The organism is Kitasatospora sp. NBC_00039, from assembly GCF_045160625.1.
In the GTDB taxonomy this organism is placed as follows: domain Bacteria; phylum Actinomycetota; class Actinomycetes; order Streptomycetales; family Streptomycetaceae; genus Kitasatospora.
Map to the genome: position 1 here is coordinate 374,471 of NZ_CP108290.1, position 24,189 is coordinate 398,659.

Consider the following 24,189-nt stretch of genomic DNA (forward strand, 5'->3'; position numbering starts at 1 on the left):
CCCGGTCTTCGTGCCGATGTTCCTCGCTCCCGGAACGCCTCCCGGAACACCCCCGGCCACGGCCGGACGCCCGAGGGCTCCCGCGCCGCCCGGGCGCGGGAGCCCCCTGTGGGACGGGCCGGTCAGTGGGCGCCGTGGATCAGTTGGAGCGAGAAGCCGTGGTCGGTGGAGACGGCCGGCGTCCTGATCTCCGTCACCCCGGTTGCGGCGTCGTAGTACCAGCCGGAGGAGGCGGAGCCGAGCGCGGCCGCGGAGTCGAGCCGGGGCAGCGGGCCGCCCTCGGTGACGACCTGGCGCGGGGCGGGCTGGCCGTGCACGGTGAATCGGTACGCCCGGCGGGCCGGCTTGTCGGTGTAACTTCCCACACTGGCACCGACCTTGACGACGGTGACGGCGCGGTTCGCGTGCACGTCGACCCTCTGGGTGGCCGAGGCGCCCTGGGCGAACTGACGGGTGGTGCCGTCGTCCTCGTACAGGGTGTAGGAGGAGTCGCCCTGCGGGTAGAGGTCGTAGTCGAGTTCGGTCCGGTCCCGGTTCTGCCAGGAGAGCGTGCCCATGGGCCACATCGGGACGATCGAGCCGCCCTTGACGAACAGCGGCAGCGTGTCGAGCGGCGCGGAGTAGCCGTTGATCGTGGTCGGGCCCTGGTAGGTGCGCCCGGTCCAGTAGTCGGTCCAGGTGCCCTCGGGCAGGTAGATGCCGTCGCGCACCGAGGTGTCCGAGTACACCGGTGCGACCAGGAAGTCCGGTCCGGCCAGGAATTCGTAGGTCGCGTTCGGCCCGAGGGCCGCCGGGTCGTCCGGGTACTCCAGGGCGAGCGGCCGGACCGCGCCGACGCCGGTCCTGGTGGCCTCCGCCGACAGGGTGTACATGTACGGCAGCAGCCGCTCCTTCAGCTGCAGGTACTTGCGGTTGATCGAGGTGTACGGCTCCCCGTCCAGCCAGGGCTGCTGGTCGCGGGGCTCCTTGCCGGCCATGTCCTTCGCCCAGCCGTCCATGGTCATGACGGCCGGGAGGAAGGCCTTCCACTGCAGGTCGCGGGCGTACATCTTCGGGTCGCGCCGGAAGATGGAGCCGATGTCACCGGTGTTGTACGCGATGCCGGACATGGTCGCGCCGGCGTAGGTGGGGATCTGCCAGCGGATGTAGTCCCAGGAGAGGCTCTGGTCACCGCTCCAGAGCACGCCGCAGCGCTGTGCGCCGGCCCAGGAGACGGGCAGCCAGACGAAGCCGCGGGCGTCGCTGTTGTCCTCGATGCCGGCCTTGGCCTGGTCGCAGGCGTTCAGCGCGAAGTCGTAGCCGTTGCCGACCCAGGCGACGTCGAGCTTGCGGACCCGGACGCCGGCCTTGACCTCCTCGGCCTGGTTGGGCAGGCCGTTCTGCGTCCAGAGCCCGAGCTGCGCGTGGTCCTTCCGCAGGCCCTCGCCGGTCTTCGCGAGGTCCTCGTAGCCGCAGCCGTAGCCGTCGTTGACCAGCATCCAGCCCAGCGGCAGCTGGTTCTCGGCGTAGCCGTCGGCGACCTTCACCGCGTCCTGGGTGTGCCGCTCGCCGCGGTTGGCGTTGTGCAGGTAGCAGTCGGAGTCGCCGGGCTCCAGGCCGTAGACGGGCGGCATGAAGGGTTTGCCGACCAGCGCGGTGTACCGGCCGATCACCGACTTCACGTCGCCGGTGAAGTAGTAGGCGTCGAGGCGCCGTTCCTGCTGCCCGGTGCGGACGGGCGAGCCGAAGTCGTAGATCCCCGGCGCGAAGGTGTTGCGGAAGACCCCGTAGCCGGCGCTGGAGACGTAGAACGGCTGCGAGTTGTTGTAGCCGCCCTCGTTCCAGTTGGAGCTGTTGGCGACGTGGATGGTCTTGTCGCGGTGCGAGAAGGCGCCGTTCTGCTCGCCGCCGCCGAAGTACTGCTCGTCGGCGCCGCGCACCAGGCTCTGCCGCAGCCCGCTGGTGCTCCAGCGCAGTGGTGCGTCCTCCTGCCAGAGGGCGGTGCGGTCGTCGGCCCGGTAGAGGCCGAACCGCAGGGGGTGTTTGTAGACCCGCAGCACCAGGCCGCCGGAGCGGATCCCGTAGTACGCGCCGGCGTCGAACGTGCTGGTGTCGCGCTGGAGTTCGGGCTGCTTGCGGATGATGGTGCTGCCGGCCGGGTCGGTGAGGACGCCGTCCGGGGCGGCCCGCAGGCGCAGTTGGTCGTCGGCCAGGAAGTCGACCTTGGCCTTGAGGGTGCCCGCGGCGATGTCGTAGCTGCCCTGGGAGCCGTCGAATGCGGTGAGGTCGCCCGCGTCGGCGGTCTGCGGCAGATAGGCCCGGCCGGTGTAGGAGTTGTCGTGCACGTCGTAGGGGACGACCAGGACGTGGTACGTGCCGGAGGCCCGGGGGATCACCGTCGCCTCGGGGTCGGCGGTGCCCGCGCTCTGGGCGACCTCCTTGCCGTTGGCGTCGTAGACGTACAGGTCGAAGTCGTCGGTGGGGGTCTGCCACTGGATGGAGACCGGGACGCCGCCCTCGGGGTTGTCGTCCCAGTACCCGGCCGGGACGTCGACGGTAAGGTCGAAGTGGTCGCAGACCGCGCCGTCCGGGTCCTGCGCGGCCGGCGGGCAGTCGGCGGCGCCGCCGAGCGTCCCCTTGGCGTACCGGGGGCTCTGCCAGGTCGCGCTCTGGTGGCCCGCGTCCAGGACGGCGGAGCCGGGGGTCGCGGCCCGGGCCGGAACGGCGGGCCCGGCGAGGGCGGCGACGCTGGTGACGGCCGCGGCGAGGGCGGCCCAGCGGAGGTGATGTCGAAGTAGGCGCACGGTGCGTTCTCCTGTCGACTGATCAGAGTGTGTTCACGCAGTGCGTGAAACTGCTTGAAACGCAGACTTTCGGAGCAACATTCACAGTTACTGTCGGTACATGTCAATGGTGGTGCGAGGCCGGGCAGCACACGGCCGGGGCGCCCGGGGGTGCCCCGACCGGTAGCCGGACCTACTTGACCGATCCGGCGGTGAGCCCGGAGACGACCTGGCGCTCGATGAAGGCGAAGAGCACCACGACGGGGACGATGGCGACGACCGATCCCGCGAAGAGGTAGTTCCACTGGACGGTGTAGTTGCCGATGAAGCTGTTGATGCCGACGGTCAGCGGTTGGCTGTCGGGAACGGTCGAGAGGGTCAGGCCCATGACGAACTCGTTCCAGGCGGAGATGAAGGTGAAGATCACCGCGGTCACCACACCGGGCATGGCCAGTGGCAGGACGACCCGGCGCAGCGCTCCGAGCCGGCCGAGGCCGTCGATCATGGCGGCCTCCTCGAGCTCGACGGGGATGGAGCCGATGTAGGCGGTGAGGATCCAGATGGCGAAGGCCAGGTTGAAGGCGGCGTTGCAGAGGATCAGGGTCCAGACGGAGTTGAGCATGCCGAGCTGGTAGAACTCGCGGTAGAGGCCGACCAGCAGCGAGGTCGGCTGGAACATCTGGGTGACCAGGACGAGCAGCAGGAAGAGTTTGCGGCCGCGGTAGCGGATCCGGGCGGTGTAGTAGGCGGCGGGGAGTGCCACCAGCAGGGCCAGCAGGGTGGAGCCGCCGGCGACCAGCAGGGTCACGCGCAGGTTGCCGCCGAGGGTGGAGTCGCGCCAGACGTCGACGAAGTTGGACCAGGCGAAGTGGGCCGGCAGGTAGCCGGGGTCGCGCAGTTCGTCGGCCGGGCGCAGCGCGGTGACGGCCATCTCCAGGTAGGGGAGCAGGAAGAGTGCGGCCAGCAGCCAGGCGACGGCCGCGATGACGAGGGTGCGCGGGCTGGTCTGGCGCCCGGCCAGGCGTGCTCGGGAGCCGGGCACGGCGGCGCCGGGTGCGGGTGCGGGTGCGGGTGTGAGGGCCGGGCGCCGGGCCCGGTCCGTCTGCTGGGCCATCAGCTCTCCTCCTCGTTCCACCGGCTGACCTTGAGGAAGGCCAGCACCATCACCACGACCAGGGCGAAGTTGACGACGGACATGGCCGCGGACTCGCCGATGTCGGTGTTCTTCAACTGGTACATGAACACGGTGGTGGTTGCCGTGGCGCTGTCCGGGCCGCCCTGGGTCATGCCCCAGATGACGGGGAAGGAGTTGAAGACGTTGATCAGGTTGATCACCACGCCGACCAGGAAGGCCGGGCGCAGCAGCGGCAGGGTGATGCGCAGGTAGGTCTGCCAGGTGCTGGCGCCGTCCACCCGGGCCGCCTCGTAGACCTCGCCGGGGACGGTCTGCAGCCCGGCGAGCAGGGTGTAGGTGGTGAAGGGGAGGGAGACGAAGACCGCGACGCCCATCATCCAGGGCCAGGCGGTGGAGGGGCTGCCCAGCCAGTCCTGGGGGCCGTCGATCAGGCCGAGGTCGGTCATGGCGGTGTTGAGCACGCCGGCGGTCTGGTTGAGCATCCACTTGAAGCCGATGGCGGTCATCAGGACGGACGCGGCCCAGGGCGCGATCAGGGCCCAGCGGGTGAGGCGGCGGCCCGGGAACCGCTGGTTGAACAGCTGGGCGAGGGCCAGCGAGAGCAGCATCGTCAGGCCGACGACGGCGACCGTCCAGATCACCGTGCGGACGAGGACGTGCCCGAGGTCGGTCTCGCCGAAGAGCTTGCGGTACTTGTCGAAGCCGGCGGAGCCGCGGACGAAGCCGCTGGTGCTGATCCGCAGGAAGGAGGTGCGGACCATCTCGTAGACGGGCCACAGGACCACGAACAGGATCAGCAGGACGGCCGGGCCGATCCAGGGCAGGGGGCCGAGCCTGCTGGGGCCGGAGCGGGCGGCCGGCCTGCCCCGACCGGGCCTGCGGCCCTGGGGGGCAGCGGATTTGAGGGACACGGGTGGTGCCTTCCGGGCGTGTGCGGCAGCGCGTGCCGCACGGCTTGCGACGTGCCGGGGCCCCGGCGCCGGTGGGTGCCGGGGCGGGCGCGGCTACTTGTTCGCGACGGCGTCCTGGGACTTCTTCTGCAGGTCGCCGAGGACCTTGGCCGGGTCGCCGGCGACGGCGGTGCCGATGCTCTTCTTGATCTCGGCGGAGACGGCGTCCCAGCTGGTGTCACCGAGCGGGTAGAAGGAGGCCTGCGGCAGGAGGGCGAAGAACGGTTCGAGGTCCTTGTGCTTGCCGCTGGAGGTCATCTCGTGCAGGGTGTCCTGGGTGACCGGCATCAGGTTGTAGGTCTCGTCGAACTTGAGCGTGTTGTCCTTGGAGTACACGAAGTCGAGGAACTTCTTGATCTGGTCCCGGTGACCGTTCTTCTTGAACGCCATCGTCCAGTCCGCCACGCCGAGGGTGGACTTGAGCGGACCGGTCTTGCCGGGGATCGGTGCGACCGCGTAGTCGACCTTGCCGTCCTTGGACATCTGGATCAGCGAGGGGTGGCCGTTGACCATGGCCGCCTTGCCCGCGGCGAAGTCGGCGAACGCGGTCTTGCGGTCGGTGGTCGCCGGGTTGGCGTAGGTCAGGCCGGGGTCGACGAGGTTGGCCTTGAGCCAGCCGAAGGTGTCGATGTTGGCCTGGCTGTTGAGGGTGTACGCGCCGGACTTGTCGGTGGGGCCGCCGCCGTTGCCGAGCTCCCACATCATGCTCTCGCCCTGGGCCTCCTCGGGGCCGAGCGGCAGCGCGTACGGGGTGACTCCGGGGACCTTGGCCTTGACCAGCGCGGCGTCGGCCTTCACCTCGTCCCAGGTCTTCGGAGCCTCGGTGATCCCGGCCTGGGCGAAGAGCGCCTTGTTGTAGAAGAAGGCGCGGGCCGAGGAGACGAACGGGATGCCGTACTGCACGCCCTTGACCTGGCCGGCCTCGGCGAAGGAGTCGATGAAGCCGGCCCGGGTGCCTGTCGACAGCACGTCCTCGGCCTTGTAGAGGAGGTCGTCAGCGACCTTGTCGGCGTAGCCGCCGGTCTGCAGGACGTCCGGCATGTTGCCGCTCTGGATCACGGTCTTGACCTGCTTGTCGATGTCGTTCCAGTTCACCACCTGGACGTCGACCTTGATGGCCGGGTTGGCCGCGGTGAACGCGGAGGCGACATCGTTCCAGTAGGCCTTGGAGCTGTTGGACTCCTTGTCGCCGTAGTCGGCGGCGACCAGCTTGAGGGTCACGCTCCCGTCCGCCGAGGCGCCGCCACCGCTGCCGCACGCCGTGAGAGCGAGCGCGGTGACCGTACACACCACCGAGAGACCGAGTACACGTCCGTTCACCGCAGTTACCGCCTTCGTGCCGTCGGACCCGCGTTCCGGCCGGGTCCACTCCTGGGGATTGAGAGTCGGCAGCAGCCTTCGGATCGTCGTGCGGGCGCAGCCCCGTGGGTGGCTGCTGCCTGGCCGCACTGTTCATCTATGCGTGAAGATCGCTCGTTTCGAGCAGATCCGAAAGCTTCTGCGTCGCGAAGTATTCACGAGGTGGGCCGACCGGTCCAGGTGCTGTTACCGGACCGTTGTGCTTCGGGCCGCTGGTATCAGGCCGATCCGACCTGTGGCCGAGGCCCTGGCGTGACGCTCTGTCACTGACTCGGTTCATTCGATGAGTTGGAGTGGCCGGACCGGCTGCCCTCAGGCGCGCCGGCTGCCCGTAATGCACCTTCTGTCGTTGCAGGCTATTGACCTGTACCTGTTGACTCATGCTGATAGCGGCGCCACTCTGGACATATTCGAGCATCAGTAAGCATGCGGATGCTCGCTTTCCTCCAGGGAGGACCCTCACATGCGTTCCGCACCGACCCCAGTCCTGCCGAGGCCGGGCAGTCCCGGCGCCAGACCCGCCGCGGTCTCCGTCGCCCTGCTCCTCATCGCCTCGCTCTTCGCCGTCCTCGGCCCGACCGGTACGGCACGTGCCGCAACGGCGGGCAAGGTCACCGGAGTCAGCCGGTCCGGCGACGCCTTCACCGTCACCACCTCCGGCGGGGCCGCCGCCCGGGTGGCCGTCGCCAGGGCCGACATCTTCCGGATCTGGCTCTCGCCGGACGGCACGTTCGGCAACGACCCGGCCGGTGCCGACCTCGCCGTCAGGACCGGCTTCGGCACCGTCGGCGCCACCCTGACCGACGCCGGCCCGTACTACCGGATCAGCACCCCGGCGATCAGCCTGCGGATCAACAAGTCGCCGCTCACCTTCGCCCTGTACAAGGCCGACAACACCACCCTGGTGTGGGCGGAGTCCAAGCCCACCAGCTGGACCGCCTCGCAGACCACCCAGTACCTCACCCGCGGCGCCGACGAGCAGTTCTACGGCACCGGCCTGCGGCTCGGGGAGTGGGCCCTGCGCGACAAGACCGTCCCGATCTCGGTCTCCAACCGGTGGACCGAGAACAGCAACGCCAGCCCCGCGCCGTTCTACATGTCCACCAACGGCTACGGCGTCATGCGCAACACCTGGGCGCCCGGCTCCTACGACTTCGGTGCGCCGACCGCGCTCACCCACGACGAGAAGCGCTTCGACGCCTGGTACTTCGCGGGCAACTCGCTCAAGGACGTCCTCAACGGCTACACCGACGTCACCGGCAAGCCCTTCCTCGCGCCCATCTGGGGCCTGGAGCTCGGCAACGCCGACTGCTTCAACGCCTCCAACCCCGCCTACACCGGCGATCACAACCGGCTGCGCCACCAGACCACGCCCGACGTGGTCGGTTACGCCACCGACGCCCGGGCCGCCGACATGCCGTCCGGCTGGTTCCTGCCCAACGACGGCTACGGCTGCGGGTACACCGACCTGCCGGACGCCGTCGCCGGCCTCAAGGCCAAGGGGTTCAACACCGGCCTGTGGACCTCCACCGGGCTGGCCGACATCAACTGGGAGGTCGGGACGGCCGGTTCACGCGCCGTGAAGACCGACGTCGCATGGATCGGCGGCGGCTACAAGAACGCCTTCACCGGCGTAAACCAGGCCGTCGCCGGCATCGAGGACAACGCCGACGCCCGGCGCTTCGTCTGGACGGTCGACGGCTGGGCGGGCACCCAGCGCAACGCCGTCGTCTGGACCGGCGACACCAGCGGCACCTGGGACGCCATGCGCTGGCACGTCCCCGCGATCACCGGCGCGGGCCTGTCCGGGCTCAACTACGCCTCCGGCGACATCGACGGCATCTATGGCGGGAGCCCGCAGACGTACGTCCGCGACCTGCAGTGGAAGGCGTTCACCCCGGCGTTCATGACGATGTCCGGATGGGGTGCCGGCAACCCGTCGGCGGGCTACAACGACAAGCAGCCCTGGCGGTTCACCGAGCCGTACCTGTCGGCCAACCGCAAGTACCTGCAGCTGAAGATGCGGCTGATGCCGTACTTCTACACGATGAGCAAGGCGGCCAACGACACCGGCGTGCCCTCCACACGGGCGATGGTGCTGGAGTACCCGGACGACCCGGTCGCGCGCGGAAATCTGACGAGCGGTCAGTTCATGGCCGGCGACTCCTTCCTGGTCGCCCCGGTCGTCTCCGACACCTCGACCAGGGACGGCATCTACCTGCCCGCGGGCAACTGGACCGACTACTGGACCGGCAAGGTCTACAACGGTCCGGGCTGGCTCAACGGCTACTCCGCGCCGCTCGACACCCTCCCGCTGTTCGTCAAGGCCGGCGGCGTCGTGCCGATGTGGCCGCAGATGAACTACACCGGCGAGAAGCCCGTCTCCACGCTCACCTACGACGTCTACGCGCGCGGCAACTCCTCCTTCGACCTCTACGAGGACGACGGCACCACCCGCGCCTACCAGTCCGGGGCCTACGCCCGCCAGCGGGTCGACGTCACCGCCCCGGCCGCCGGCACCGGCGACGTCACGCTCTCGGTCGGCGCCTCGACCGGCAGCTACGCCGGCAAACCCGCCTCGCGCGGCTACGAGTTCACCGTGCACAGCGCCACGGCGCCGGCGTCGGTCAAGGCCGGCGGCACCACGCTCACCGCGCTGAACAGCAAGGCCGCGTACGATGCCGCGAGCACCGGCTGGTACTTCGACCCGGCGGACCGGGCGGGGGTGCTGTGGATCAAGACCGGCAGCGCCTCCGGCGCGTTCACCGTCACCGCCACCGGCATCACCGTGCCCAACGGCACGCCCGTGGCGGCGAGCGGCCCGATCGCGCAGACCGGGTGGAAGCTCGCGTACGCCGACAGCCAGGAGACCGCCGGCGAGAACGGCGTCGCGGCCAACGCCTTCGACGGCAACGGCGGCACCATCTGGCATACCAAGTGGAGCAACGGCGCGGACCCGCTCCCGCACGAGATCCAGATCGACCTCGGCGCCCGCTACGACGTCGATTCGACCACCTACCTGCCCCGGCAGGACGGCGGCGTCAACGGCCGGATCGGCCAGTACGAGATCTACGTATCGGACTCCACCACCGCGTGGGGCGCCCCCGTGGCCACCGGCACCTTCGCCGACACCGCCGGTGCCAAGACGGTGGACTTCACCGCCAAGGCCGGCCGCTATCTGCGGCTGAGAGCGCTCACCGAAGCCGGCAACCGGGGCCCCTGGACCAGCCTCGCCGAACTCACCGCCACCGGCCGGCTCTCGCCGTAGGCACGCCGGACGCCCGCCGACGGAAACGGCCCGGCCCCCACGTGAGGGGCCGGGCCCAGCGGTGTTCCAGGTCCTGTCCGGTCGACCCGCGCTCCCGGCCAGGCCGGCCGGGCCAGGACCTAGGCGGCGAGGGCGACGCGCCGACGCGGCGGCCTGCGGCGGGAGCCGGTGGCGGTCTGCGGGGTGCGCTCGGCGGGGGCGGGACGGCTGCGGCGGTTGCGGCCTCCGGCGGCACTGCGGCGGGGCCGCTCGACGACGGGGTCGGGGATCACGACGGGCACGCCGGTGGGCACACGGGCACCGGTGATGCGGGCGAGCTCCTCGTCGCCGGAGTGCACCCGGGTGGCGGTGGGAGTGATCCCCGCGGTGGCCATCATGCGGGCCATCTCGCGGCGCTGGTTGGGCAGGACGAGCGTGACCACGGTGCCGGACTCCCCGGCCCGGGCGGTGCGCCCGCCACGGTGCAGGTAGTCCTTGTGGTCGCCCGGCGGGTCCAGGTTGACGACCAGGTCGAGCCCGTCGACGTGGATGCCCCGGGCGGCGACGTTGGTGGCGATCAGCGCGGTGACGTGGCCGGTGCGGAACTGCTCCAGCGTGCGGGTCCGCTGGGGCTGGGACTTGCCTCCGTGCAGGGCGGCGGCCTTCACCCCGTTGGCGAGGAGGTCCTCCACCAGGCGGTCGGCGCCGTGCTTGGTGTCGGTGAACATGATCACCCCGCCGTCACGGGAGGCGATGCGGGCGATCATGGCGTTCTTGTCGTGGTTCTGCACGTGCAGCACGTGGTGCTCCATGGTGCTGACCGCCCCGGCCGACGGGTCCACCGAGTGGGTGACCGGGTCGTCGAGGAAGCGGCGCACCAGGCGGTCCACGTTGCGGTCCAGGGTGGCGGAGAACAGCATCGTCTGGCAGCCCTGCGCGACCTGTTCGAGCAGTTCGGTGACCTGCGGCAGGAAGCCCATGTCGGCCATCTGGTCGGCCTCGTCCAGGACGGCGATGCCGACCTCGTCCAGCCGGCAGTCGCCGCGCTGGATCAGGTCCTTGAGCCGGCCGGGGGTGGCGACGACGACGTCCGCCCCGCGGTTCAGCGCGTGGGCCTGGCGGCCGATCGACACCCCGCCCACCACGGTCGCGATCCGCAGGCGGACCGAGTGCGCGAACGGGGTGAGCGCCTCGGTGACCTGCTGCGCGAGCTCACGCGTGGGGACGAGCACCAGTGCCAGGGGCCGGCGCGGCTCCGCACGCCTGCCGGCGGTGCGGGCCAGAACGGCGAGGCCGAAGGCGATGGTCTTGCCCGAACCCGTCCGGCCGCGCCCGAGGACGTCGCGCCCGGCGAGCGAGTTGGGCAGCGTCGCGGCCTGGATCGGGAAGGGCGAGGTGACGCCCTGGCGGGCCAGGGTGGACAGCAGCGCCTTCGGCATGTCCAGCTCGTCGAACGACTCGACCGCCGGCAGCGACGGGGTGGTGCTGACCGGCATCGCGAACTCGCCCTGCGGGGCGGAGCTCTGACGCCCCCTCGCACCGGAGGGCCGCCGGCCGCCACCGGAGCGGGGCGCGGAGCCGTTGCCGCGCGCGGAGCGGCCTCCGGAGGCGCTGCCGCCGGAGCGGGAACCGGCACTCTGGTACGGGGAACGACTGGAACGGTTCATACGGAAACCTTCCTCAAAGGGCGGCACGCTTCGAGGAAGGCTCCGCAGCGCGGGGCGCCGGCGGAGATCGCAAGGAACGGGCCAGAAGTGTGACGGGCGGAGCGTGGACGGCACAGCCGTGCGGCACGTCACCTACGGTCGGCGCTCACCGCGCGGGCGGGAGCGGAGAACCTCGAACCGTGAGCTGTCACGGCGGGGCGCCGATCCGGACGCGGCGCTGTACGTCTCGCGTGGGACCGGCCGCCGGTGGCGGAGCCAGGGGCCTGAGCGGCCGGGATCGTTCGTGGAGCAAAAGCCGAGGGGCCCGCACCGGGCATGTACGCGGTGCGGGCCCCTCGCTGCCTGGCGGGTGCCGTGGCAGAAGAACTACAGCGGGCGAATGTTCTCGGCCTGCGGGCCCTTCTGGCCCTGCGTGACGTCGAACTCGACCTTCTGGCCCTCGAGCAGCTCACGGAAGCCCTGGGCGTTGATGTTCGAGTAGTGGGCGAACACGTCCGGGCCGCCACCCTCCTGCTCGATGAAGCCGAAGCCCTTTTCCGCGTTGAACCACTTCACGGTGCCATTAGCCATAAAAAAATCTCCTTCAAGGGCTGTCCGAAGACCGCACTGTGCGGACTCCGAGTCGCCGCGATGATGACCCGCCCGGGGAAGAGCCGGGAAACAAAAATGCGCCTGCGAAACATCAGCAGGCGCACACAAAGTTCATGGGAACCACTACTGCAACTAAAAACGACTGTAGCAGGCCCGGGACGGTTCCGGTGGAAAATCCGGCCGCGGATATTTCCGGGGCGCGGTCACGGGCGGCCCGTGACCGCGCCGACGGCTTGTCCCGTCACGCCGGTCCGACGGTGTCGACGGCCGGGCTGTTCCGCTGCTTCTCCTTACGGGTGGCGCCAGACCCTGCGCCGGTGGGGCCGCCCGCTCGCACGCCGCGTGCTCGGCCGCCGCCACCGCCGCGAGGTCGGCCGGCCCGGGGTGCTGCTCACGCGGGCTTGCGCGCCGAGGTCGAGACCAGGGAGTAGGAGAGCGCCTCGAAGCCCGGCCTGCGGACCAGCGCGCGGAAGCGGGTCAGCTCGTCGAGCGTGAGACCGGCGGCGAGCAGGGGTTCCTGGAGCTGGCGGGAGTTGATCTCGTGGAGGCGGGCGCCGCCGTCGTGGGACCAGCTCTCGGCCTGGACGGTGGTGTGGACATCGGTCAGACCGAGGTCCGTCATCGCGCCCTGGACCTGGCGCCCCCAGTCCAGGTCGGCACCCCGGTCGCCGAGGACGGCGAGGACGGCGTCGATGACCCGGGAGAAGAGCTCGCGTTCGGACGGGTCGGCCGGGGTGAGGACGGAGAGCGGGCTGCGGTCGAACTCCTCGATCAGCAGGAGGCCGCCGGGCCGCAGGGCGCCGGCCAGGGTGGCGAGCACCTCGCGCCGTTCGGGCAGGTGGAGGAGGACCAGGCGGGCGTGGATCAGGTCGAAGGGGCCGCCGGGCGGCTGGTCGTGCCGGACGTCGTGGCGACGGACGAGGAGGTTCCCGGTGGACCCGGCCAGTCGGGCCGGGTCGAGATCGGTGGCGGTCACGGAGCCGGTGGGGCCGACCAGTCGGGCGAGCAGCCGCGCGATCGACCCGGCTCCGGCCCCGACCTCCCAGCAGTGGGCGCCGGTCGGGACCCCGAGGCGGTCCAGGTGAGAGGCGGTGATCGGGTCGAGGGAGGACTCCAGCACCTGCAGCTGGTCCACGGCCTCGTCGGCCCGGTTGTCGAAGGCGTAGCGCGTGTCGGTCGGCATCAGGGCAGCTCCTGTGGCGTTCGGCGGGGCGGGGTGAGGGCGGCGAGTACGCGGGCCGGCTCCCGGCGCGCGGCAGCGCCGTCCAGCGCGGCGGTGATCCGGCCGGCGCCGAGGACGGTGATCCGGTCGGCGATGGGGAGCACCTGGGCCGGGCGCGGGGAGGTGACGACAACGGCCATTCCGTCGGCGGCCAACTGGGCCGCCAGGGCGAGGACGTCGGCCGCGACGGCGGGGGCCAGGCCCTCGGTGGGCTCGTCGATCAGCAGGACACGGGGCCCGGTGAGCAGGGTGCGGGCGATGGCGAGCATCTGCTGCTCGCCGCCGGAGAGGCGGTCGGCACGATGGTGCAGCCGCTCGCCGAGCCGGGGGAGCAGGTCGACGACCCGGGCCGGTGACCAGGCTGTCGGCCGGCGCCGGTGTGCCACCTTGAGGTGCTCGGCCACCGTCAGGGACGCGAAGACCCGGCGCCCCTGCGGGACGAGGCCGATGCCGGCCCGGGCCCGGCGGTGGGTGGGGAGACGGGTGACGTCGGTTCCGGCGAGTTCGATCCGGCCCGAGCCCACCGGGACCAGGCCGGCGAGCGCGTGCAGGAGGGTCGTCTTTCCGGCGCCGTTGGGCCCGAGAACGGCGTGCACGGAGAACTGTCCGGCCGTCAGATCGATGCCGTGCAGAACGGTGCCGCCGTGGTAACCGGCCCGTAGGGAGCGCGTTTCGAGCATCCGGATCACCCGGCCCGGGTGTCGAGGTAGGCCGCCCGGACGGCGGGGTCGGCGCTGATCTGATCCGGAGTGCCCTCGGCGATCGACCGGCCCTCGTGCAGGACGGTGATGCGGTCGGCCAGGGCGTTGACGAAGGCGAGGTCGTGCTCGATCAGGAGCACGGCGACCTCGGTGGACACCTGGCGCAGGACCGTCACCAGCCGGTCGGTGTCCTCCTCGGCCAGGCCGGCGGCCGGCTCGTCCAGCAGCAGGATCCGGGGCCGGGTGGCGAGGGCGGCCGCGATCTCCACCAGCCGCTGCTGGCCGTGGGACAGGTGCCCGGCGGTGTGGGAGGCCAGGTGCCCGATGCCGACCTGGTCGAGCTGTTCGTGGCAGCGGCGTCCGAGTTCCCGATACCGCCGGGGGCGCCAGAGCCCGCGCAGTCCGGTGTGCCGCCAGGCCGCGAGGGCCACGTTGTCCAGGGCGCTCAGGCTGGCGAGCACGGCGGGCTGTTGGAAGGTGCGGGCGATGCCGAGGCGGGACCGTCGGGCCGGGCCGGTGCGGGTGATGTCCTGCCGGTCGAGCAGGATCCGCCCGGACGACGGTACGACCGTGCCGGCGACCAGGCCGAGCAGGGTGGACTTGCCGGCGCCGTTGGGCCCGATCACGGCATGGCGTGCCCCGGGTCCGACCGTCAGGTCGAGCCGGTCGACGGCGACCAGCGCGCCGTAGCGGCGGGTCACATTCGCGATGCTGAGCAGGGCGTTCACGGGCCGACCTCCGGGGAGGCGGGACGGGCCGGGGCACCGGAGGGAGGAGCCGGCAGGGAGCCGCGGGGGAGCCGGCGGAGGCGGACGCCCGCGAGCCCGCGAGGGAGCAGGTACACGGAGGCGATGAACAGGGCGCCGAGCAACAGCGGGCCGTGCCCCGGCCAGTGGGCGGCGAGCTGGTCCCGGGTGATCAGTATCAGCGCGGTGCCGGCGAGGGCGCCGAGCGGCGAGGCCACGCCGCCGAGGACGGCGGCGAGCAGGCAGAGCGAGGACGTGGTGAAGCCGACGTCGGCGGGGGAGACGTAGCGCTGGGTGGTCACGAGCAGCTGGCCGCCCACTCCCGCCAGGGCGGCGGCCCAGACGTGGGCACCGAGGAGCACGCGGGTGACCGGGTGGCCGCTGGCCAGCATCCGCGCCTCGTCGTCGCGGCACCCGGCGAGCAGCAGCCCGAGCGGCGAGCGCAGCGCCATGACCGTCGCCGTGATCGCGCAGGCGGCGACGGCGACCGCGTACCGGTAGACGTCCGGGTCCTCCGTCAGCGGTGCCGTGCCCCAGAGGGCGCGGACCGGCGGTATGCCGGCCAGGCCGTCGGTGCCGCCTGTGACCGAGCTCCAGCGGGCCGCCGCGGTGGCGGTCAGTTCTCCCAGGGCCAGTGTGATCATCAGGACCGTCACGCCGCGGGCCCGGGCGATGACCGGTCCGGTCAGCAGGGCGAAGAGCGCGGCGGCCGACGCGGCGGCGGCGAGCTGGACCGGCCCGACGTCGACGCCCGCGCGGCCCAGCAGGGCGGTGGTGTAGGCGCCGACGGCGTACGGGGCGGCCTGGCCGAGTGTGGGCAGCCCGGCCCGGCCGGTGAGCACGGTGATGCCGACGGCGGCCAGGCCGAGCGCGGGTACCGGGGTGATGAGGACGAGTGTCGACTCGTCGACCACGGCCGGTACGCCGAACAACGCGAGCACGGTCAGCAGCAGCGCCCATCCGGCCGGGCGCACGGCAGACCCCCGGCCCGGCGGCGGGGAGCCTCCGGCGGGGCGTGCGCCGCCGCCCGACGGTGTCGCGGCCGACCGGAGCGAGCGGACGATCCCCGGTGCGACCGCCCGGATCCCGTTCATCCGCGCGCTCCGGCGGCGCTGCCGCGGCGCAGGACCAGGGCTGCGGCCATCGCCGTGAACAGGAGGTAGGGGGCGAGGTCCGGTACCAGGTCGACGCCGAGGGTCTGCACCTCGCCCACGGCCACCGCCGCCACCAGAGCGCCCAGGACCGAGCCCATGCCGCCCAGCACCACCACGATCAGGGAGAGCAGCAGGACGGTGTCGGCCGTGCGCGGGCCCGGGCCGATGATGGGCGCCCCGAGCACGCCCGCGAGGCCCGCGAGAGCCCCGGCGCCGGCCAGCACGGCGGTGTGGACCAGACGGGGGTCGGTGCCCAGGCCCGCGACCATCGCGGAGTCGTCCACCGTGGCCCGCAGCAGCGCGCCGGCCCTGGTGCGGCGGAGGAAGAGCTGCCCCGCGGCCGCCAGCAGCGCCGCCACCACGATGAAGGCCAGCCGGTAGACCGGGTAGCGGTGCCCGCCGAGGTCGGTGCCGCCGTCGAGGGCCGTCGGCAGGGTGACCGGGAGGTCGTCGGGCCCGGCGGCCGTGCTGAGCAGATCGCCGCCGACCAGCGCCACGCCGAAGGTGAGCAGTGCCTGGGCGAGATGGCCGCGCCGACGAATCGGTGCGGTGAGTGCGGCGAGCAGCCCGCCGCCGGCGCCGGCCGCGGCGACGGAGACGGCCAGCGCGAGCAGCAGCCCCCACCAAGAGCCGTCCGACAGCGCGGCGGCGGTGTAGGCGCCGACGGCGTAGAGGGTGCCGTGGGCGAGATTGAGGACGTCACCCGTCCCGAACGCCAGCGTGAGCCCGGCCGCCGCGACGTACAGCAGCAGCCCGTAGGCCACGCCGTCCACCGCGGGCACCAGATGTGCGTCGATCAGGCCCATCGGCCCCCCTCTCCGGTGCCCGGTCAGTTCCCGATGGTGGCGAGGTCCTGGACCATCTGGTTGGAGAGCGCGCGGCCGTCGCTCCTGACCTCGCGCAGGTACCACTTCTGCACCGGCGAGTGGGTGTTGCTGCCGAACTGCCAGGTGCCGCGGGGGCTGTCGATCTGGCCGAGGCCGGCGATCGCGGTGTTCAGCGTCTGCGGGTCGACCGTGTCACCCGCGGCTGCGATTGCCTTGTCGAGCACGGAGGCGGCGTCGTAGGAGGCCATCGCGTACGTGGTGGGCGGGGACTGGTGCTTGGACTGCCAGGCCGAGACGAACGCCCGGTTGGCCGCGTTGTCCAGGTCCGGGGCGTAGTTGAGCACCGAGCGGATCCCCTTGGCGGCATCGCCCTGGGCGGTCAGCACACCGCCCTCGGTGAGGAACCCGGCGGCGTACAGCGGGGTGCCGGCCAGATCGGACTGGGCGTACTGCTTGACGAAGTCGACCGCCGCGCTGCCGGCGTAGAAGCAGTACACCGCCTTGGCCTTGGAGTTCTTGATCTTGTTGAGGTACGGAGTGAAGTCCGTGGTGGCGGGGAACGGTGTGAAGGTCGCCTTGCCGTCGGGGCCGGCGAGCTGGCCGCCGGCCTTGGCGAACGCGTCGGTGAATCCGCGCAGTTCGTCCCAGCCGCCCTGGTAGTCGGGCCCGATCGCGTAGACCGGCCCGTTGACGACGTCGTGCACGTACTGGGCGATCGCGGCTCCCGGCTCGTCGGACATGAAGCTGGTGCTCCACTGCCGGCTGACCTCCTTGACGGCGGGGCGGCCGTTGGAGCTCACCAGCGGGATCCCGGCCTCGCCGAGCAACGGGGAGATCGCGGCGACGGAGCCCGCGCCGACCACACCGGTGACGGCGAGGACCTTGTCCTGCTTGACCAGCTTGGTGGCGGCGGGGAGGGCGGTCGGCGCACCGTCACCCTCGTCGGCGATCACCAGGTCGACCGGATGGCCGCCGAGCTTGCCGTCGTGGGTGTCCAGATAGAGCTGGAAGCCGTCCCGCAGATCGGTTCCGACGGACTTGTACGTCCCGGAGAGCGACGCCAGCAGGCCGATCTTCACCGTGCTTCGACCACCGCCGGCCGCGTCGCCGCCGCTGTGGCCGCTGCTGCAGCCGGTGGCGAGTAGCAGGGCGGACAGGAGAGCTCCTGCCGAGCGGCGTCTGCGGATCGGTGACATGTGTGCTCCCGGAGTAGGCGTGACAGGCCGGAACTGATGGTCGATCAGGAAGGCGTGTCGAGCAGCTTGGCGCGGGCCGCGGGGGTGAGTTGCGGGCCGACCTGGTTGATGAGCTCGGCCATCTCGAAGGAGACCTGGCCGATGTCGCAGGCCTTCGAGGCCAGGACCAGCAGCGAGGCACCGCTGCTGACCGCCATGGAGAAGAGGAAGCCGCCGTGCAGCTCGGTCAGGTTGCTGACCACCGGCTCCGCCTTCAACAGCCGTGCGGCGCCGGCCAGCAGGCTGACCAGCCCCGACGCGATCGCGGCGAGCTGGTCGGCGTGCTCCGCGTCGACCTCCTTGGTGGCGGCGATCAGCAGCCCGTCGGCGGAGACCGCCACCGCGTGGGTGATCTCCGGGACCCGGGCCGCGAAGTCGTTGAGCAGCCAGTCGAGATCGTGCGTCGAGGGGGAGGTCATGCGTCTTCCTTCTGGTTCGGATCGGAGAGGAGTGGCTTGGGGGCGGCGCGTGCGGCGCGGCTGGCGCCGATGCCGCGGGCGTAGGCGGCCATGGAGGCCGAGACCTGTCCGGGGTCGCGGTGTGCCAGTCCGTGCGAGGGATGGGCGGCGGGCGGCGGGGAGTCGGAGGTGCTGGGAACCGCCGTGTGGGCGGGGGCTGGCTCGGCGGCGGAGGCCGCGGGCCGCCTGCGCATGGGCAGGCCGCTCCCGGTGGTGCCCGCGGTCGTCGACTCCGACGGCGCCGGTGAGACGGCGGGCGGCAGCGCCGGCGCCGCCGCCGGGGCCTGGGCGGGCGCCGGGGCCTCGACGGGCGCGGGGACGGCCACGGAGACGGCCACGGAGACGGGGGCCGCGACGGGGGCCGGGTCGGCTGCCTCGGCCACGCCGAACACCGTGTCCGGAAGGGTGACCTCGGCGATGGTGCCGCCGCCCGGACGCGGGCGCAGCTCGACCCGGATGCCGTACCAGGACGCCAGGTGGCCGACCACGGTCAGGCCCATCGCGCGGACGGCGGCGATCTCGACCGGAGAGGGTGTGGCCAGCTTCTCGTTGGCGGCGTCCCAACGGTCCTCACCCAGGCCGATGCCCCGGTCGCACACCTGGACCACGAGCCGGTCGGTCAGCAGCCGGGCCTCGGCGGTCACCCGGGTCCCGGGCTTGGAGAAGGCAGTGGCGTTGTCGAGCAACTCGGCGAAGAGGTGGACCAGATGGTCCACCGCCCGGCCCTCGACCAGGACGCCCTGGTCCGTGGTCCCGACGTCGATCCGGGTGTAGCGCTCGGTCTGGGCCGCCGCCGCGCGGAGGACGTCCTCGATCGGGGCGTCCGTCGACCGCACCCGGGCCGTCGCCTCGCCACCGAGGACGAGCAGGCTGTGGTTGTTGCGGCGCATCCTGCTGGCCAGGTGGTCGAGCTCGAAGAGCCGGGCCAGCCGTTCGGGGTCGGGCTCGTCGCGCTCGGCCGCGTCGAGTGCCTGGACCAGTGCGCCGGTGAGCCGCTCGGCCCGGCGGGCAAGGCCGACGAAGACGCTGCCCATCCGGTCGCGCATGGCCGCCTGCTCGGCGGCGATCCGCACGGCCTCCCGGCTGACGGTGTTGAAGGCGGCGCCGACGGCGGCGATCTCGTCCCGGCCGCGGACCTCGACCGCGTCGCCCGCCGCGGCGGCGAACTCCTCCGGCGTGGCCTCGCCGAGTGCGCCTCCCGCCGACAGTGCGGTGACGGCCGCCGGAAGGCGCTCGTGGGCGACTGCGTGCGCGGCGACGCGCAGCCGGCGCAGCTCCCGGATCATCGGCCGGCCCAGCCGGAGTGCGAGGACGATCACCGAGACCACCGCGAGCAGGACCGCCACGCCCTCGCTCAGGGCCAGTCGGCGTTGCGTGTTGCGAAAGTCGGTGACACTGTCGAGCGCCGAGGCGTCGACCTTCTGCTCGACCTGCTGGAGCCGGTCGGTCCGCTCGTCCATCACCGTCGTCCAACTCGCGTCCACCGGCAGCGGCCGGCCCGGCGTGGCGCGGGCGACGGCGTCCTCCAGCCGGCCCGCCGCGATGATGCCGGGACCGGTCAGCGACCGGTCCAGCCACGTCTGCCACTCCGGGGTGGCGATCCGCTGGAACTCCAGGACGGCTTCGGTGTATCCGGTCCGGGTGGCGGTGATCGCCTGTTGCGCGGCAGGGGTGAGGACGCCGGAGGCCTGCGAGGTGAGGACCGCCACCTCCTGTTGGCTCACCGACTCCTGGGCCCGGGCCAGGGTCACCCCGCTGTTGATGCGGCCTGCGAGATCGGCCCCGGCGCGTCCGGCCCCGGCGACGGCGCCCCGGTAGGCCAGCAGGTCGGCGATGACGATCCGGTAGTGGAAGGTGGTCGCCGACAGGACGGCACTCGAGCTCGACTCCACCTGCTTGCGGAGCGCGGGCAGGCCCGTCAGGTCGTCGTCCACCTGGCGGAGGAGCCCGCTGGAGTTGCCCCGGGAGGCGTGCATGCGCCCCCGCAGCTGACGGTACTGCGCGATGCTCGCGTCGGTGGCCTGGATCTGCCGGAGGTAGGCGTTGGTCCGGTCGGGATTCGCCTCGCCGGTCAGCAGCGTGGCGGCGCAGGCGCGTTCCCGCTGCAGCTGGTGCGTCAGGTCGCCGACCTGGGCGCTGATGGCCACCATCGATCGCAGCTGCGCTGCCCCGAACACCTGTCCGGCGGTGATGCGCAGGGCGAGCGCCGCGAATGCCACCACCGCGAGCAGCGGCACCGTGGCGAGTACGGCGAGTTTGCGGGTGATCGTCACCGGGCCGGTCCTCCGGCCATGAGCGGAGGGTTGATCAGGCCTTGCTGGTGAGCAGTCATGGCGCCTTGGAGGTTGATCGGACGGGCGGGCGAGGGTGCTGCGGTGTCGGCCGCTGGGGATTCCTCCAGTGGGCGCGTACCTGACACGATGCCGCGCCGATCATAGTGGCGCCGGTCGATCATGTCTTCGAAACCTGCGGAAGCCTAGCCAACTGATGGAGCGTTAAAAAGCCCCCACCTCAATTCCCGCGCCTGCCCCGTACTCCGGCTCGCCGTGGCAGGCGCCCGGAAGCCCCTCCGGCGCGGTGCCACGGCGTCCCCCGCCCGTCCTGCACCGCGGTCGGCCGGATCAAGCCCGGGCCGAATCCGGCCGGAGGCTGCCGTGCCGGCGGACCGAGGGGCGGCGTCCTTGCGGCAGGCTGCGGATCGATGGACGAAACGGGAGCGTTACCTACAGGAATCCGTCTGGAAAGGCAGATCGCCTACGGTTCTGAGGGAGATCAGTGTCATGTGGACCGAGGGGGAGCGTGCGCCGCCGAGAGACCAGACCGCCGGACTGGCTGCTGCACCCGCTGCGGCGGCAGTCCGGACCGTTCCCCTGGGGCGGCGTGCTGCGCGGTGCCCTCGGCATGGGGCCGCTGCTCGCGGCCGCCGTCGCGGCCGGGCAGCCGCAGGCCGGCGTCCTGGCCGGGCTCGCCGCGATGTTCGGCGGCATCAACGACCGCCCCGGCACCGCCCGCTCGGCCGCGGCACTGGTCGGCCTGCCGGCCCTGGCAGGGGCCGCCGGACTGCTGATCGGCCAGGCCCCGGGCTGGTGGGCGGTGGCACTGCTCGCGGTGGTGGGCGTGGTCTGCGGCGCCGTCAGCGTCGCCGGGCCGGTCTGCTCGGCGGCCGGGGTGCAGCTGCTGGTGCTCACCGCCCTCGGCTGCGGAATGCCCATGGCCGGCCCCGCGTGGGCGAAGGCGGGCTGGTACCTGCTCGGCGGCGCCTGGTTCCTGATGCTGCGTCTCGCGGTGCGGCCGGCCCCGGAGTTCCGCCCGCTGCAGGGTGAGCGGCAGGCCGTGGCGGCCGTGTTCGACGCTCTGGCCGAGGCGTTGCGGGCGGTCGGCACACCCGGGGCCGAGCGCGCCCGCCGCGGGCTGACGGTGGCGCTCGACGGGGCCGACGAGGCGCTGCGGCTCCAGCGGCTGCTGCGCCGGCCCGGCCGCCGCCGGCCCGCGGAGCTCCGGCTGGACGAGCGATTCGCTGCTGCCGCCGCGCTCTGCGAGGCGAGTGTGGCCCTGCTCTGGGAGGGCGAGGCGCTGCCGGCCATGGCGCAGGCGGGCCCGCGCCGCCTGGCCGAGGCAGTCCGGGGCGACACCCAGCCGGGCAGGCTGCCCGTCCCGGTGGCCGACAGCCCCGCCCGGACCGCTTTCGACCGCGCCGTCCTGGCCGCCGGGCTCGCCTTCGACCACCGCCCGTCCGGCGCTCCGGGCGGACCGCCGGACGGATCTCGTGACGGATCCCGCGATGCGTCCACCGGCGGGCCCTCGCAGCGGCCGGCCCCCGCCCGCTCCCGCCGGGGCATCCACCCCGCAGGGCCGGCGGGGCGCGAGTGCGGGGTGCGCGTGGGGGCGTGCGTGGCGGTCACCACGGCGCTCGCGCTGCTGCTCCACGCCGACCACTGGTACTGGCTGCCCGTCACGGCGGCCTTCCTCGTCAAGCCCGACTACGGCCCGCTGTTCTCGCGGATCGTCAACCGCTTCGCCGGGACGGCGGCGGGCGTCCTGCTCTTCGCCGGCCTCGGCGGGGTGGCGGCCGGAGCCGCTCCCGGTCTGCCGGTGATCGTCGTCGCCGTCTGCGGGGCCCTCATCGCACCGTCCCTGCGGCACTTCGCGCTCCAGACCGGGGTGGTCACGCTCACCGTCCTCGCCTTCGTCTCGCTCGGCGGCGACACCCAGGCCGCGACCTCCCGGCTCGCGGACACGGCGCTCGCCTGCGCGGTGGTCCTGGTGGTCGGGCACCTGCCGCGGCTGGTCGACACCCGCGCCAGGGTCGGGCACCGCTGCGCCGAGGCGCTGCGCCACACCCAGCGCTACCTGGACGACGTGCTGACCGGGCCACCCGACCCGAGGTCGGCGCCACCCGGCCCGGGGGCCGCACCCGGCGCCGAGGCGGGCCGGCGCGCCGAACTGCGCCGCAGCGCCTACCGGGCGCTCGCGGAGGCCCGGGTGTCGGCCGAGACCGTGCGGGTGGAGCTGCTGGCGGACCCGGGCGAGGACTGGCTGAAGGTGGCGGTGCGAGCCGAGCGGATCGCCGACGCCGCGACCGCCTGCGCCATCCGGCTGGCGCACGGCTGGGAGCCGCCCGGCGCGGCGGCGGTCGGCCAGGTGGTCTCGGCGGTCGGTGAAGTGGCGGACGCGCTGGACGGCCGGGCCGCTCCGGCGGGCCGCCCCGCGATGGACGCCCTCCCGCCGGACTGCCGCACGCTCCGCGACATCGTCGCCGAGCTCCACGGCATCCAGGAGCGGCAGCGGGCCCTGGCAGGGGTGGCCGGCTGACGGTGGTGGGTGGTCGGCGGGCTCAGGTCCTGTCCGGCCGGTCCTGCCGGGCGCGCGACCGACCGGACAGGACCTCGCGCCGGACGCGCGGGAACCGGTCTCCGCCGGTGATCCACTCGCCGCGGCGCATCACGGCGGCGAGGTCGTAGGTGACGGAGTCGACCACGACGAGGTCGGCGTTCTTGCCGGTCTCCAGTGAGCCGACGGTGTCGGCGAGGCCGAGCAGGCGGGCGGGGACGGCGCAGAGCGACTCGACGGCCTGGTTCGGGGTCAGGCCGTTGACGGTGACGGAGCGTTTGAACGCGACGTCCAGGGTGAGCGTGGAGCCGGCGATGGAGCTGCCGTCGGTGAGCATGGCGACGCCGTTCCTGACCTCGACCTGGAGGGGGCCGAGGGGGTAGAGGCCGTCGCCCATGCCGGCGGCGCCCATGGCGTCGGTGATCAGGGCGACGCGGGAGGCGCCGGCGGTGCGGTAGGCGAGGTCGAGGACGGAGGGGTGCAGGTGTACGCCGTCGTTGATCAGTTCGACGGTGATGCGTTCGTCCTCGAGGAGGGCGACGATGGGGCCGGGGGCGCGGTGGGCGATGCCGGGCATGGCGTTGAAGAGGTGGGTGGCGACGGTGGCGCCGGCCTCGATGGCTTCGAGGGTCTTGGTGTAGTCGGAGTCGGTGTGGCCGACGGCGGCGATGACGCCGAGGTCGGTGAGCATCCGGACGGAGTCGAGGCCGCCGGGGAGTTCGGGGGCGAGGGTGACCATGGTGGCGTGGCCGCGGGCGGCGTCGACGAGCTTGCGCACGAGGGCGGGGTCGGGGTCGCGGAGCAGGTCGGGGCGGTGGGCGCCGCAGCGGCCCGGGGAGATGAACGGGCCCTCGAAGTGGATGCCGGCCAGGGTGCCGTCCTCGGCGAGTTCGGACAGGACGTGGGCCTGGCGGGCGATGTCGTCGATCTCGCCGGTGACGGTGGAGGCGACGGTGGTGGTGGTGCCGTGTTCGAGGTGGGTGCGGGCGGCGTGCAGGGCCTCCTCGGCGATGCCGGAGGCGTAGGAGGCGCCGCCGCCGCCGTGGACGTGCAGGTCGACGAAGCCGGGGAGGACGGTGTACCCGGTGAGGTCGAGGTCGCCGGGTTCGGTGGCGCCGCCGAGGCCGGCGATGCGGGTGCCCTCGATCGCGAGGCGGTCCCCGTCCACGACACCGCCGGGCAGGACGAGGCGGGCGCCGGACAGGGCGGGGCCCCGCGACAGGGCGGTGCCCCGCGACAGGGCCGCTGATTGAATCCGCGCGGTCACGCGGTCACCTCCGGAAAGTGTGCCGGCCGGCGGCCATC

General features: G+C 72.6%; 17 protein-coding genes. 2 read left to right on the forward strand and 15 right to left on the reverse strand.

The window, feature by feature from the left end; translation table 11 throughout:
• Positions 1–122: 122 nt before the first annotated feature.
• The 4 genes from OG286_RS37895 to OG286_RS37910 all read right to left on the reverse strand — a co-directional run bounded on the left by OG286_RS37895 (position 123) and on the right by OG286_RS37910 (position 6,167).
• On the reverse strand, positions 123–2,324 hold the full coding sequence (locus OG286_RS37895) for a TIM-barrel domain-containing protein (RefSeq protein ID WP_405366119.1): 2,202 nt from the start codon (positions 2,322–2,324) through the stop codon (positions 123–125).
• Positions 2,325–2,955: 631 nt separating this feature from the next.
• Positions 2,956–3,876 carry a carbohydrate ABC transporter permease gene (locus tag OG286_RS37900; RefSeq protein WP_331741599.1) on the reverse strand — a complete coding sequence of 307 codons (921 nt, stop codon included), beginning with the start codon at positions 3,874–3,876 and terminating at the stop codon, positions 2,956–2,958.
• A complete protein-coding gene (locus OG286_RS37905) occupies positions 3,876–4,808 on the reverse strand; it encodes a sugar ABC transporter permease (RefSeq protein ID WP_331741602.1) in 933 nt (310 codons plus the stop codon). The genes OG286_RS37900 and OG286_RS37905 overlap by 1 nt, the downstream gene beginning before the upstream one ends.
• Positions 4,809–4,901: 93 nt before the next feature.
• The gene (locus OG286_RS37910) at positions 4,902–6,167 is read right to left on the reverse strand and encodes an extracellular solute-binding protein (RefSeq protein WP_331741605.1); all 1,266 of its coding nucleotides are present in this window, start codon (positions 6,165–6,167) and stop codon (positions 4,902–4,904) included.
• A gap of 502 nt (positions 6,168–6,669) precedes the next feature.
• Between OG286_RS37910 and OG286_RS37915 the strand changes: the two genes are divergently transcribed.
• Positions 6,670–9,474, forward strand: a complete 2,805-nt coding sequence (locus tag OG286_RS37915; protein ID WP_331741608.1) for a TIM-barrel domain-containing protein — start codon at positions 6,670–6,672, stop codon at positions 9,472–9,474.
• 119 nt (positions 9,475–9,593) lie between these two features.
• On the opposite strand, the gene OG286_RS37920 is transcribed toward OG286_RS37915, so the two are convergent.
• The 10 genes from OG286_RS37920 to OG286_RS37965 all read right to left on the reverse strand — a co-directional run bounded on the left by OG286_RS37920 (position 9,594) and on the right by OG286_RS37965 (position 20,327).
• Entirely contained in the window at positions 9,594–11,120 is a 1,527-nt protein-coding gene (locus OG286_RS37920; RefSeq protein WP_331741611.1) for a DEAD/DEAH box helicase, read from the reverse strand.
• Positions 11,121–11,486: 366 nt separating this feature from the next.
• Positions 11,487–11,690, reverse strand: a complete 204-nt coding sequence (locus OG286_RS37925; RefSeq protein WP_042388274.1) for a cold-shock protein — start codon at positions 11,688–11,690, stop codon at positions 11,487–11,489.
• Positions 11,691–12,102: 412 nt separating this feature from the next.
• Positions 12,103–12,894 (reverse strand): methyltransferase domain-containing protein, encoded by a 792-nt coding sequence (locus tag OG286_RS37930; protein ID WP_331741621.1) that lies wholly within the window; start codon positions 12,892–12,894, stop codon positions 12,103–12,105.
• On the reverse strand, positions 12,894–13,613 hold the full coding sequence (locus OG286_RS37935) for an ATP-binding cassette domain-containing protein (protein ID WP_331741624.1): 720 nt from the start codon (positions 13,611–13,613) through the stop codon (positions 12,894–12,896). The genes OG286_RS37930 and OG286_RS37935 overlap by 1 nt, the downstream gene beginning before the upstream one ends.
• A 5-nt stretch (positions 13,614–13,618) precedes the next feature.
• Entirely contained in the window at positions 13,619–14,362 is a 744-nt protein-coding gene (locus tag OG286_RS37940) for an ABC transporter ATP-binding protein (RefSeq protein WP_331741627.1), read from the reverse strand.
• On the reverse strand, positions 14,359–15,354 hold the full coding sequence (locus OG286_RS37945; protein WP_331741629.1) for a branched-chain amino acid ABC transporter permease: 996 nt from the start codon (positions 15,352–15,354) through the stop codon (positions 14,359–14,361). Before OG286_RS37945 ends, OG286_RS37940 begins: the two co-directional genes overlap by 4 nt.
• A 116-nt stretch (positions 15,355–15,470) precedes the next feature.
• Positions 15,471–16,340, reverse strand: coding sequence for a branched-chain amino acid ABC transporter permease (locus OG286_RS37950; RefSeq protein WP_331741633.1), 870 nt, complete (start codon positions 16,338–16,340; stop codon positions 15,471–15,473).
• 23 nt (positions 16,341–16,363) lie between these two features.
• Entirely contained in the window at positions 16,364–17,557 is a 1,194-nt protein-coding gene (locus OG286_RS37955) for an ABC transporter substrate-binding protein (RefSeq protein WP_331741636.1), read from the reverse strand.
• A 44-nt stretch (positions 17,558–17,601) separates the two neighbouring features.
• Positions 17,602–18,015, reverse strand: coding sequence for a roadblock/LC7 domain-containing protein (locus tag OG286_RS37960; protein ID WP_331741638.1), 414 nt, complete (start codon positions 18,013–18,015; stop codon positions 17,602–17,604).
• Complete coding sequence (locus tag OG286_RS37965) at positions 18,012–20,327, reverse strand: nitrate- and nitrite sensing domain-containing protein (RefSeq protein ID WP_331741641.1); 2,316 nt, start codon at positions 20,325–20,327, stop codon at positions 18,012–18,014. The genes OG286_RS37960 and OG286_RS37965 overlap by 4 nt, the downstream gene beginning before the upstream one ends.
• Positions 20,328–20,853: 526 nt before the next feature.
• Between OG286_RS37965 and OG286_RS37970 the strand changes: the two genes are divergently transcribed.
• Entirely contained in the window at positions 20,854–22,866 is a 2,013-nt protein-coding gene (locus OG286_RS37970; RefSeq protein WP_331741644.1) for an FUSC family protein, read from the forward strand.
• A gap of 22 nt (positions 22,867–22,888) precedes the next feature.
• On the opposite strand, the gene nagA is transcribed toward OG286_RS37970, so the two are convergent.
• The gene (gene nagA / locus OG286_RS37975; RefSeq protein WP_405363644.1) at positions 22,889–24,124 is read right to left on the reverse strand and encodes an N-acetylglucosamine-6-phosphate deacetylase; all 1,236 of its coding nucleotides are present in this window, start codon (positions 24,122–24,124) and stop codon (positions 22,889–22,891) included.
• Positions 24,125–24,189 lie beyond the last annotated feature (65 nt).

Bases quoted from the DNA above. Each gene is read 5' to 3' on its own strand.
- OG286_RS37900 (WP_331741599.1), bottom strand. From the start codon at position 3,876: ATGGCCCAGCAGACGGACCGGGCCCGGCGCCCGGCCCTCACACCCGCA.
- OG286_RS37915 (WP_331741608.1), top strand. From the start codon at position 6,670: ATGCGTTCCGCACCGACCCCAGTCCTGCCGAGGCCGGGCAGTCCCGGC.
- OG286_RS37920 (WP_331741611.1), bottom strand. From the start codon at position 11,120: ATGAACCGTTCCAGTCGTTCCCCGTACCAGAGTGCCGGTTCCCGCTCC.
- OG286_RS37925 (WP_042388274.1), bottom strand. From the start codon at position 11,690: ATGGCTAATGGCACCGTGAAGTGGTTCAACGCGGAAAAGGGCTTCGGC.
- OG286_RS37930 (WP_331741621.1), bottom strand. From the start codon at position 12,894: ATGCCGACCGACACGCGCTACGCCTTCGACAACCGGGCCGACGAGGCC.
- OG286_RS37935 (WP_331741624.1), bottom strand. From the start codon at position 13,613: ATGCTCGAAACGCGCTCCCTACGGGCCGGTTACCACGGCGGCACCGTT.
- OG286_RS37950 (WP_331741633.1), bottom strand. From the start codon at position 16,340: ATGGGCCTGATCGACGCACATCTGGTGCCCGCGGTGGACGGCGTGGCC.
- OG286_RS37955 (WP_331741636.1), bottom strand. From the start codon at position 17,557: ATGTCACCGATCCGCAGACGCCGCTCGGCAGGAGCTCTCCTGTCCGCC.
- OG286_RS37960 (WP_331741638.1), bottom strand. From the start codon at position 18,015: ATGACCTCCCCCTCGACGCACGATCTCGACTGGCTGCTCAACGACTTC.